The sequence below is a fragment of the Sphingomonas sp. GW821-FHT10C01 genome (assembly GCF_059415525.1).
Window position 1 is genome coordinate 1,055,822 of sequence record NZ_JBWKNK010000001.1, and the last position, 11,349, is coordinate 1,067,170.

The following is an 11,349-nucleotide window of genomic DNA, read 5'->3' on the forward strand; positions in this document are numbered from 1 at the left end:
CCGCCGCCGCGCTCGCAATGCCTCAATCGAGCTTGAGCGCGGCCTTAATGTCGGCCCAGGCCGCGAACTTGAAGTTCTGGGCCCGGGGCGGGTTGTAGCCGTCCTGCGCGATGAACAGGCCACCCGGATAGTCGGGGCCGAAATCGCCGGTGATCAGTTCGATGCCGTCGGTTTCTTCGGTCGAGCCGAACTTGTCCGGGGTGATGCGGAAGCGGCCGACAAAGGCCTCGTCCGACAGACGGTAGACGGCATAGGCATGGTCACCCTGGCTGGAGACCAGTAGATAGCCGCCATTGCCGTCGCCCTCGGTGGCGAGCGCGACGCCCTCGACATCGGCGACGAGCTTCTCGGTGTCCGCAGCGGCGATCTTGGTTCCCGCGACCGGGCCTTCGGCACGCGCGTCGAAGCGCCACACACCGATATCCTCTTCCCCGACATAGAGACGATGCGTGCGCTCGTCGGCGACGCAGCCTTCCGACTGGGTGCCGAGCTTCATCGTGCGCAGCAGCTTGCCCGTGGGCGCGGCGCCCGAGAGGTCGAGCTCGACCTGCCGGATCGTACCGTCCTTGATCACGTTGAAGGCGTGGAGCTTCCCGCCAGTGCGGTAGAGGCAGACGCCATAGGCCTCGCCCGCGCCGACCGGCACGGCGCCGAGCGAGACGAGCTTCGCGTTCACGGTGTCGAGCCGGAACAGCGCGAGCTTCGCGTTGCGCGGATCATTGCGGTCGCTCGCCGCGACGATCACACCGGCGTCGCCCATATCCTTGAGGTCGACATTGTTGACTCGGCCCGCGTCGATGAAGAACCGGTCCTTTCCGGTCAGGTCATAGACGTGAAGCCCGGCCTTCTTGTCGGTGCCGACGATCAGGCTGGCCGCCGGGTTCGCCGGATTGCGCCAGATCGCGGGATCATCCGCGGCATCGGCATTGGCGGTGCCCACTGCTTCGGTCTCGCCGCGCGCCTGGACGCTGGCGGCCGGGGTGGTGGGGACGACCGGAACCGCGTTCTTGGTCGAGGCACAGCCTGCCGCCGCGAGCGGCAGCAGGCTGAGGATGATGCTGCACCGGATCATCAGAAGTTGATCCGCACGCCGCCGCTGAAGCGGCGACCGAACCGCTCCCACTCGATCGTCTGGTAGTCGGTATGCGGCGTCTTCGTACCGGTGGCGGTCAGGAGATTGCCCGGCTCGGCATAGCGGCGGCCCGGATTGTTGAGCAGGTTCGACGCATCGAAATAGATTTCGAAGTTCCGCGTCACCGCGTAGCGGGCCGAGAAGTCGAGTTCGTCGTCCGCCGCCCAATAGGTGTCGCCCGCATCGGTCAGGTCGTCGGCGATGCCGTCCAGCCAGGTGCTGCGCCGCTGATATTGGAGGCGTACCGACAGGCCGTATTTCTCATAGTATCCGCCGACATTGTACACGACGTCCGAGGTGCCGGGCAGGCGCACCTTGCGCGCCGGAACGGTGCCGATCGCGGGCTTGGTCACTTCGCTGTCGTTAAGCGTGATGTTGGCCGAGATGCCAAAGCCGCCCATCCAGTCGGGCAGGCCAAGCGAGTCCGTCCAGGGCTCGAGCTGAAGCTGCGCGGCGGCTTCGACGCCGAACACACGTCCGCCGCCGCCGTTGGTGATGCCCGAGAAGGCATAGCCCGAACGGTCGACCCCACCGCTGTTCAGCGCGTCGGAGTTGAAGGTGCGGGTCTGGCGGTACAGCACGTCCTCGACCTTCTTGTAGAAGGCGCCGACCATCAAATAGCCCTGCGGACGCAGATACCATTCGAAATAGCCGTCGACGCCATAGGCGCGCTCCGGCTTCACCGACGGATTGCCGCCAGAGATGGTGCCGTTGGGGTCGTTGACCACGACGTTCGGGCGCATCTGATCATAGTCGGCGCGCGCGGCGCCGCTGTTGAACGACAGGCGCAGCTTCTTCGTGTCATCGAGATTATAGTTGAAGTGGAAGCTGGGGAAGGCGAGCGTCTGGCTCGATTCCGCCGTGACCGGGCCGGTCGTCGCGCCCACCGTCGCCACCGCGATGCCGCGGTTGGTGACGTGCTCGACGCGAACGCCGCCGACCACCGAACCCCAGTCGTAGCGCAGCGTGCCCATCGCATAGCCGGCATAGACCTGCTCGCGCACGTCGTAGATGTTGGCGGTGGCAGGCGCGAAGGCGAACTGGCTGCGCGCGCTGTTCGAGGCTGCGCGCATCTTGTCCGCATCGAAATAGCGGAAGGTGTAGCCGAGCGGGATCTTGCCCTGGAACGGCTCGCTGAGCGAGAAGTTCGCATAGTCGGTCGGCATGCCGATCGCGGCGAACTGGGCGGCGGTGTTGAGCGTCAGCTGATTCTCGTCGACCGTCTTGGTGCGCTGGTCGAACTGGAATCCGGCCTTGAACACCGCATCGGCGCCGAGGAAGCCGGTCTCACGCGACAGCGAGATGCGGCCGGTATACGCCTTAGTCGTATCGATCGCGTCGAGGATGGTCAGCGATGACAGCGGCTTGGTGAAGCTGTCGATCGCGGTGACCTGGCTTCCCGCCTGGTAGCGGGTCGGGCCGCTGAGCTGCTGGGTGGTGTACAGCGTCAAATTGCCGCGATTGGGATCGGTGAAATCATAGGCGACGGTCGGACGCAGCGTGCGGGTGCTGGGGCTGTCCCAGCTCGCCTCGCCGACCACCGAGCGGTCATCCTTGGATTCGGTGTAGTTGCCCAGCCAGTTGAACTTCCAGCCGTCGCCGAATTCGTGATCGCCCTCGATCGTGTTGGTGAAGATCGACTGGCGGAAGGCGCGCAGCGTCGAGCGCTGGCGGATGTCGATACCATAGACGGTGCCCTTGAGCGGGGTGTTGCCGACGCAGACATCGGCATAACCGCTGGTAGTCGGCGTCGGGTTGACCGTGGTGGAGCAGGCGGCGGTGTTCGCGACCAGATCGCTCTGGCGATCGTCGAGGTCGAAGCGATAGTTGTCGCGCTTCTCGTCATCGGTGAAGATCGTGTAGATCGACCGCAGCGAAATGCGGTTGCCTTCACTGGGGCGCCAGTCGAGGCGGCCCGAGACCGACCAGTTCTTGCGCGTCAGGCGGTAGAGCTTGTTCTCGGTCTCATGTGCCCAGAAGCGCGTACCGCTGCCGGGGCGCTGGTCCTGCGAAACGCGCTCATAGTCGGTCTCGAAATTGTCGGTGATCATGTCGCGCTGGTAGAAGCTGCCCGACACCAGCACGCCGATTTCGCCCATGCCGGTCTCGAACCGGTTCGAGACCACCGCCGAACCTTCATACTCGCCGCGGCTGCCCAGTTCGGCATAGCCGCCCCCGAGCTTGCCCGCGAAGTGGAAGCCCGAATAGTCGAAGGCGGAGCGGGTGATGATGTTGACGTTTCCGGCAACGGTCTCGCCCGGCATGTCCGGGGTCACGGCCTTGGACACGATGATCTTTGAGGCGATCGCCGAGGGGATCGAATCGAAGCGCGCGTCGCGGCCTTCGGGGCTGACCACGTTGATCCCGTCGAAGGACAGCGTCGTCCAGTAGTTGGGAGCGCCGCGGATCGACACGTAGCGCGCCTGACCCTGGTCGCGCTCGATGGCGAGGCCGGGCAGGCGGCTAGCCGCCTGGGCGATGTTCTGATCAGGTAGGCGACCGACACCGTCCGCAGCCGCGACGGCGACGAGCGAATCGGAATTCTTTTGTACTTCGAGTGCCGCCGCTTCCGATTCTGCGATCGGCCGGCTGCCCACGACGACGATTTCATCGCCCTCCGCAGCAGGCTCGGACGTTTCCCGTGCTGCTGCGGGTGTGGCGGTCGCGATGGCAACGGACGCAAGGCTGGCGCCCGCAAGGGCGGCGACGATAGAATTGCGGTTCATGGGGTCCCCCGATTGAGTCGAGGGGCCGCCTAGGCGCGGCGCATGTCACTCACGCGCGATATCCGTGTCGCTTAGGTTGCGGAATGATGACGGTTGCGTGACGTTGCCCCGGTGACACAGCGGTGCGGTGGCGACGGTCGATCCCGGTTCACCAGGTGACGTGAACCGCGCCGGGCATCCAGCGGTGAAAGACTGTCGCGAAGCCCCACGGGATCTGGTCCACCAGTACGTCCACCGTCTTGCGCTGGACGGTGAGCTGCCACCGCTCGTCCAGCTGTCGCAGACGGCCTTCGCGCTGAAGGAAGGTTTCACGCAAGCCGTCCCGCGATGTGCCTCGAATGATCGGCCAGTTGCCGATCGTCGCGGCGAGCAGGCTGTCGCAAATCTCCAGATCGTCTGCCGAGGCGTCGATGCCCGACGCGATGGCCGCCGAGACCGGGATCCCAGCCAGCAGCCGGTTGAGGGTCAGCTCGGACTCGGGCGTGTCGAGCTGACCCGTGACGAGATATTGGAGCAGGTGGACCGCGCGCGACCGTTTATCGGGATCGCTGACTTGCGGGTTCGACTTTCCGTCCAGCAAATCGAGCCGTTCGAAGAGGTGGGGAAGAAAGGGGGAAAGGAGAACCAGCCCCGCATTGTCGATGTAGATGGGTGGCTCGATTGTTTCGGTCTCTACGGACATCCACCCTTCTCCCTGGAAGCGCGGTCTCGCGCGCGGCCGGCACCTTAGGTGGAGGAAAGGGTGATGTCTTTGGCGCTCGATGTCCGGGACGGATCACTCTGCCGCGATATCGGGGTTGAGGGGCGTTGCCGGCGCGAGGGTGGCCCTTTCGAGCGCCATCGCGAGCGCGACGGCGAGCAGTGCGAGCACCCCCCCGGTTGTCGCGGCGCTCAAGGTGCCGCCTAGTTCGATCGTCTTGCCACCGAGGAGGCTGCCGAGCGCGATGCCGATATTGGCTGCCGAGATATTGAGCGAGCCGGCAAAGGCCGGGGCGTCCGCTGCGGCGTTCATGACGCGGACCTGACAGAAGACAAAGCTGGCAGCATGCGCGGCGCCCCAGATCAGTACGGCGAGTCCCGCCGCGAATCGTGCCATGCCCGCGGCGACCAGCAGCGCCATCCCCGCTGCGATAAGCGCTGAGGCGGCGGTTGCTGCCAGTGCGTGCGATGCCAACCTGCCCGCCAGCCAGTTGCCGCCAAGCCCAGCGATGCCGAAGGCGAGCAAGGCAAGCGTGACACCGTCGTCGTCGAACCCGGTCTGGCGGAGCAGCAAGCCAATATAGCTGAAGCCCGTGAACATGGCCGCGAAGGCGAGGGTGGAGAGGAGCAGGTGCCGTCGCAACGCCGGGCGGCCCAGAAGGCGCCATGGGGCTTCGGCGCGATCGGTACTGGTGCCGGATACCGTCAGACAGCCCGCAGCCGCGGCCAATGCCAGCGCGCCGGTTGCAACCATCGGTGCCTGCCAACCAAGATACGCGGCGATGAAATTGCCTGCCGGCGGCGCGAGGGTTCCACCGATGGTCACGCCCACATAGAGGAGCGCGATCCCATTGCCGGTGCCGCGGCTGGCTCCCAGCAGGACGCCGGCGAGGCTCATGAACACGGGCAGTGTCGCGCCCTGGAGCACACGAAGCGCGATCGCGAGGGGAAAGCTGGGTATCGTGAGCAGGAGCAGGTTCGCGGCGAAGGGCAGCAATGCCGTGGTGAGGACGAGGTTGGTAGGAAATCGTGTCGTTGCCGCCACCAGCACCGGTCCGAACAGGGCGGATGCCAGCGCAAAGACGGTGATGAGCAATCCCGCCTGAACCGGCGACAGATGTAGCTCCGCCGTCATGGCGGGGAGCAGGCCGATGACGACGAACTCCGTCGCCACGATCACGGCCGCGCCGAAGATAAGCGGCGCGGCCGCGATGCGGGTCACGCGTTGGCGCCGCTGTCGACGAGCAGGCCGGTGCCCGTCACCGATCGTGCCTCGGGCGAAGCGAGATAGGCGACGGCGGATGCGATATCCTCCGTGCTGCCGAACCGGCCGAGCGAAGTCAGCGCAATCTGATCGGCGGCGTGCGGACCCGATGCCGGGTTCATGTCGGTATCGGTCGATCCCGGGTTCACGGTGTTCACCGTGATGCCGCGCGGGGCGAGGTCGCGGGACAGTGCCTGGTGCAGCATCGCGATGCCGGCCTTGCTGGCATTGTAGGCGGTCAGGCCGGGCGATGGGGCCTGGAGCGCGAGGTTGCTGCCGATCGCGATGATCCGCCCGCCATCACCCATATGCGGGAGCACCGCGCGTACCGCGACGAAGGCCGCGCGCAGATTGACCGCCATCGTCGTATCCCAATCCTCAAGGCTGAGCTCGTCGATCGGGGCGGCGATGAAGATGCCGGCGTTGTTGACGAGGATGTCGATCCCGCCGAGCGCCTGTGCGGCCTGCGCCACCGCTGCCTCGATCGCGGTGGCGTCGCGATTGTCCGCCGCGATTGCGAGTCCGGTGCGGCCCATTGCCTCGATATCCGTGACGACGCTGGCTGCGGCGTCGGTCGCAGATGCGTAAGTGATCGCGACATCCGCGCCTTCGGTCGCCAGCCGCCGCGCGATCGCGGCCCCGATCCCGCGGCTGCCGCCTGTGACGAGCGCGCGCTTTCCTTCCAATCGCATTTGAAAACTCCATTTATGTAGTGAGTGATACAGATATGGATCGACTTGTTCCCGCGTCAACTACTTTCTATATCGATTGCTACAGAAAGGAGGCGGCGTGACGAAGATCGAACGGGTGGAGCGTGGCCGGCCGCGCGGGTTCGACCGCGATGCGGCGCTGGAGCAGGCGATGCGGCTGTTCTGGCGCAAGACCTATGAGGGCACGTCGCTCGCCGAACTTACGGCGGCGATGGGGATCAACGCGCCGAGCCTCTACGCGGCGTTTGGCAGCAAGGAGGCGTTGTTCCGGGAGGCGGTGGCGCATTATGCCGAGCATCACGGCACCGAGATCTGGCACGCGCTGCGTGACATCCCGGCGATCGACTCCGCGGTGGAGGCGTTCCTGCACGCGACCGCGCGATCCTATTCGACGCCAGGTGATCCGGCCGGCTGCCTGATCGTGCTGGGTGCCCAGCATGAGGATGGCGAAAGCGATCCGGCGCGCGGCGAGCTACGCGCGCGGCGTCGCGCCAGCCTTGGCGAGATCGGCGAACGGCTGACGCGTGCGGTTTCCGATGGGGAGTTGCCAGCTGGCTTCGACGTCGCGGGCGCCGCGGCGTTCCTGCTGAGCGTGCAGACCGGGATGTCGGTCCTGGCGCGCGATGGTGCGGACCGCACGGCGCTGGAGGCGGCGGCGCGCGGGGGCATGCTTGGCTGGTGCGGCTTGCGGAGGCTGAACAGTTGATGCGAAAGCGCCCGGACAATTGGGTCCGCCAACGCGCGTGAGCGCGCATACGAAAACGCCCGGACCGCTAGGTCCGGGCGTCTCGCTGTCCGGCGCCCCGTCCGGTGGAGGGGGCGCTTGGAAGGGGTGTCGTCTTACGACGAATAGTACATGTCGAACTCGACCGGGCTGGGGGTCATTTCCCAGCGCGCGACGTCGGCACGCTTGATCTCGATATAGGCCTCGATCTGGTCCTTCGAGAACACGTCGCCCTTGAGCAGGAAGTCCATGTCCGCTTCCAGGCTGTCGAGCGCCTCGCGGAGCGAACCGCACACGGTCGGCACTTCGGCCAGTTCCTCGGGCGGCAGGTCGTAGAGGTTCTTGTCCATTGGGTCGCCCGGATGGATCTTGTTCTGGATGCCGTCGAGACCGGCCATCAGCAGCGCCGCATAGCAAAGATACGGGTTGGCCAGCGCGTCGGGGAAGCGGAACTCGACGCGCTTCGACTTGGTGCCGGCGCCGTAAGGGATGCGGCACGAGGCCGAACGGTTGCGCGACGAATAGGCGAGCAGCACCGGTGCCTCATAGCCCGGGACCAGACGCTTGTAGCTGTTGGTCGACGGGTTGGTGAAAGCGTTGAGTGCCTTCGCGTGCTTGATCACGCCGCCGATGAAGTAGAGGCACATCTCGCTGAGGCCGGCATAGCCATTGCCCGCGAACAACGGCTTGCCGCCATCCCAGATCGAGAAGTGGGTGTGCATGCCCGAGCCGTTATCTTCCTTGATCGGCTTGGGCATGAAGGTCGCGGTCTTGCCATAGGCATGGGCGACCTGATGCACGACATACTTGTAGATCTGCATGCGGTCGGCGGTCTGGACCAGCGTGCCATAGGTCAGGCCCAGTTCGTGCTGCGCGGCAGCGACCTCATGGTGGTGCTTGTCGCAGGGCAGACCCATTTCAAGCATGGTCGAAACCATCTCGCCGCGGATGTCGACGGCGCTGTCGACCGGCGCGCAGGGGAAGTAGCCGCCCTTGGCGCGCGGGCGGTGGCCCATATTGCCGCTCTCATACTGCTTGGACGAGTTGCCCGGCAGCTCGATATCGTCGAGCTGATAATAGCTCGAGGAATAGGTGTTCTCGAAGCGGACGTCGTCGAACATGAAGAATTCGGCTTCCGGGCCGACATAGACGGTGTCGCCAATGCCGAGCGACTGGAGGTACGCCTCCGAGCGCTTGGCGGTCGAGCGCGGGTCGCGGGCGTAGAGCTCACCGGTCGAGGGCTCGACGATGTCGCAGACCAGGATCAACATCGGGGTGGCGCTGAACGGATCGGTCCAGACGGCGTCCAGATCCGGCTTCAGGATCATGTCGGACTCGTTGATCGCCTTCCAGCCCTCGATCGACGAACCGTCGAACATCAGGCCGTCGGTCAATTCGTCCTCGCCCAGGATGCTGGCGACCATGGTCAGATGCTGCCACTTGCCCTTGGGGTCGGTGAAGCGCAGGTCGATCCACTCGATCTCCTGATCCTTGACCATCTGCAGAATGTCGGCGGCGGTGTTAGCCATTGGAACCAAGCCCTTTCTCAACTCAAGTCTTCTGAAAATAACTGCGGTACGTCACGTCCGGATGACGCGCCTCAAATCGCGTTGTCGTCACGCTCCCCGGTGCGGATGCGCAGCGCGGTCTCGATCGCGGTGACAAAGATCTTGCCGTCCCCGATACGACCGGTCTGCGCGGCGGTGGCGATTGCCTCGACCACGCGGTCGGTCAGGGCGTCCTCGACCACGACCTCCAGCTTCACCTTGGGCAGGAAGTCGACGACATATTCGGCGCCGCGGTACAGCTCGGTATGGCCTTTCTGGCGCCCGAACCCCTTGGCTTCGGTGACGGTGATCCCCGAAACTCCAACCTCGTGCAGCGCTTCCTTTACCTCATCCAGCTTGAACGGCTTGATGATGGCTTCGATCTTTTTCACGGCCTGTCATTCCTTCGTTTCAAGCGGGGCTTGTTCTCCTTCGCCCCGACTCCACCTGGTCCCGCGCCGATGCTTGGCGAAGGCAGGGATTGGGATCAAGCGAAACGCCCCTTATCGCGCGGGTTGCACGAGGCGTGCCAGAATCCCGGGCGAGAGATTCCGCTGTGCGGCGTCGAAGAAGTGTTCGCCGCTGCCTGATTATTGAGCAGGTGTGGCCAAATTCTGCGCGATTGCGGGGCAGTCTTGCAGCGCGAATGGGGCAGGTGTAGCGGTTTGCTATCACACCTGTTCGGGGGACTTCTCCATATGCGTTACGCTCGCCTGATGCTCGCCGGCCTGCTTGCCGGCAGTGCCGTTGTTTCCGCTCCCGCGTTCGCGCAGCAGGCTCCGGCGGCTCAGCCGGGCGAAAGCGCCGAGGATGCCAAGCTCAAGGCGCTGTTCCACGCGAGCGACGAGGCGATGCTGAAGCGCCAGCCGCTGATGGCGATCTTCCGCGGTGACCTGCGCTACGCCGACCGCCTCGGCAATTACTATACCGATGCCTATACCGCGGCGGAGAAAGCGGCGACGGAGGCGGATCTCGCCGCGCTAAGGCGGATCGATCGTACGAAGCTGAACGCGGTGAACAAGATCGCCTATGACGTGTTCAAGGCGGATCAGGAGCGCAGCCTCAAGGGCTTCGCCCCTGCGATCATGGGTGTCAGCAAATACCTGCCGATGGATCATTTCACCGGTTTCCAGACCTTCTATCCCGACTTTGCGTCGGGGCAGGGAGCGGCGCCGTTCAAGACGGTTGCGGACTATGACAACAACCTCAAGCGCAACGTGGAATATGCGGCGACCTATGTTCGGGTAATCGACCTGTTCCGTGAGGGCATCAAGCGCAGGATTGTCCAACCCAAGCTGGTCGTGCGCAACATGGTCGGGCAGTTTGACAAGCTGATCGCGCAGGGCGTTGAGGACTCGGTCTTCTACGCGCCGGTCAAGAAGTTCCCGGACGGTGTCGGCGACACTGATCAGGCGCGGCTGCGCGCGGCCTATGCGGCGCAGATCAGGGACGTGATCATCCCGGCGCACAAGAAGATGCGCGACTTCCTGGCCAACGAGTACCTCCCGGCCGCGCGCGACAGCGTCGGCACTTCGGCGCTGCCCGGTGGCGCGGCGGTGTACAACTACGCGATCGAGAGCAACACGACGCTGCCGCTGACCGCCGACTATGTCCACAATCTGGGGCTGTCCGAGGTCAAGCGCATCCTCGCCGAGATGGAGGCGCAGAAGAAAGCGGTCGGCTTCACCGGAACCTTGTCCGAATTCTTCACCTTCCTGCGCACCGATACGCGCTTCCAGCCCAAGAGCGCCGAGGCGCTGCGCGAGGGTTATGAGGCGATCGGCAAGCGCGTGGACCTGCGCGTGCGCGAGCAATTCTCGCTAATCCCCAAGACCCCGCTCGAGATCCGCCCGGTCCCGGATTACCGCGCCGAGGGCGACGCGGCGGGCAGCTATGTTCAGGGCACGCCCGACGGCTCGCGGCCGGGCGTGTTCTTCTACAACACTCATGATCTGCCCGTGCGCTACACCTGGGGCATGGAGACGCTCTACCTGCACGAAGCGGTGCCGGGGCATCATTTCCAGATCAGCTTGGCGCAAGAGAATGACAAGCTTCCCGCCTTCATGCGCTTCGGCGGCAACACCGCCTTTGTCGAAGGCTGGGCGCTCTATGCCGAGACGCTGTACAAGGAACTCGACGTCGCGGTTGAGCCGTACCAGCGGATGGGCGGCCTGAGCGACGAGATGCTGCGCGCGATGCGGCTGGTGGTCGATAGCGGCCTCCACGCCAAGGGCTGGAGCCGCGAGCGGGCGATCGATTACATGCTCGCCAACTCGCCGATGCCCAAGACCGACGCGATCGCCGAGGTCGAGCGCTATATCGCGATGCCGGGGCAGGCGCTGGCGTACAAGGTGGGCCAGCTGACCATCCTCAAGGCCAAGGCCAAAGCGAAGGCGGCGCTGGGCGCCAAGTTCGACCCGCGCGCCTTCCATGCCGTGGTGCTCGACACCGGCGCGCTGCCGATGCCGGTGCTGGAGAAGAAGGTCGACGACTGGATCGCGGCGTCAAAATAGTTCGGTTCAGCGAAGCTGAACCGGCGGCACCGGC

Annotated in this window: 9 protein-coding genes; 2 read left to right on the forward strand and 7 right to left on the reverse strand. The window is 65.0% G+C overall.

Going from position 1 to position 11,349, the window contains the following annotated elements; translation table 11 throughout:
- Window positions 1-22: 22 nt before the first annotated feature.
- The 5 genes from AC07M1_RS05160 to AC07M1_RS05180 all read right to left on the reverse strand — a co-directional run bounded on the left by AC07M1_RS05160 (window position 23) and on the right by AC07M1_RS05180 (window position 6,513).
- Window positions 23-1,072, reverse strand: a complete 1,050-nt coding sequence (locus AC07M1_RS05160) for a phytase (RefSeq protein WP_495161494.1) — start codon at window positions 1,070-1,072, stop codon at window positions 23-25.
- Window positions 1,072-3,858, reverse strand: coding sequence for a TonB-dependent receptor (locus AC07M1_RS05165; RefSeq protein WP_495161495.1), 2,787 nt, complete (start codon window positions 3,856-3,858; stop codon window positions 1,072-1,074). The genes AC07M1_RS05160 and AC07M1_RS05165 overlap by 1 nt, the downstream gene beginning before the upstream one ends.
- A 148-nt stretch (window positions 3,859-4,006) precedes the next feature.
- Window positions 4,007-4,540, reverse strand: coding sequence for a contractile injection system tape measure protein (locus AC07M1_RS05170; RefSeq protein WP_495161496.1), 534 nt, complete (start codon window positions 4,538-4,540; stop codon window positions 4,007-4,009).
- 93 nt (window positions 4,541-4,633) lie between these two features.
- A complete protein-coding gene (locus AC07M1_RS05175) occupies window positions 4,634-5,779 on the reverse strand; it encodes an MFS transporter (protein ID WP_495161497.1) in 1,146 nt (381 codons plus the stop codon).
- Window positions 5,776-6,513, reverse strand: coding sequence for an SDR family oxidoreductase (locus AC07M1_RS05180; protein ID WP_495161498.1), 738 nt, complete (start codon window positions 6,511-6,513; stop codon window positions 5,776-5,778). The genes AC07M1_RS05175 and AC07M1_RS05180 overlap by 4 nt, the downstream gene beginning before the upstream one ends.
- Before the next feature lie 97 nt (window positions 6,514-6,610).
- Here AC07M1_RS05180 and AC07M1_RS05185 point away from each other — a divergent pair, with 97 nt between their 5' ends.
- Complete coding sequence (locus tag AC07M1_RS05185; RefSeq protein WP_495161499.1) at window positions 6,611-7,237, forward strand: TetR/AcrR family transcriptional regulator; 627 nt, start codon at window positions 6,611-6,613, stop codon at window positions 7,235-7,237.
- A 134-nt stretch (window positions 7,238-7,371) separates the two neighbouring features.
- Here the strand turns inward: AC07M1_RS05185 and glnA are convergent, their stop codons facing one another.
- Window positions 7,372-8,784, reverse strand: coding sequence for a type I glutamate--ammonia ligase (glnA, locus tag AC07M1_RS05190; protein ID WP_495161500.1), 1,413 nt, complete (start codon window positions 8,782-8,784; stop codon window positions 7,372-7,374).
- Window positions 8,785-8,855: 71 nt separating this feature from the next.
- Window positions 8,856-9,194, reverse strand: a complete 339-nt coding sequence (locus tag AC07M1_RS05195) for a P-II family nitrogen regulator (RefSeq protein ID WP_495161501.1) — start codon at window positions 9,192-9,194, stop codon at window positions 8,856-8,858.
- Between the two features lie 306 nt (window positions 9,195-9,500).
- On the opposite strand from AC07M1_RS05195, the gene AC07M1_RS05200 reads away from it, so the two are divergent.
- Complete coding sequence (locus AC07M1_RS05200) at window positions 9,501-11,315, forward strand: DUF885 domain-containing protein (protein WP_495161502.1); 1,815 nt, start codon at window positions 9,501-9,503, stop codon at window positions 11,313-11,315.
- The last annotated feature ends 34 nt before the right edge of the window (window positions 11,316-11,349 follow it).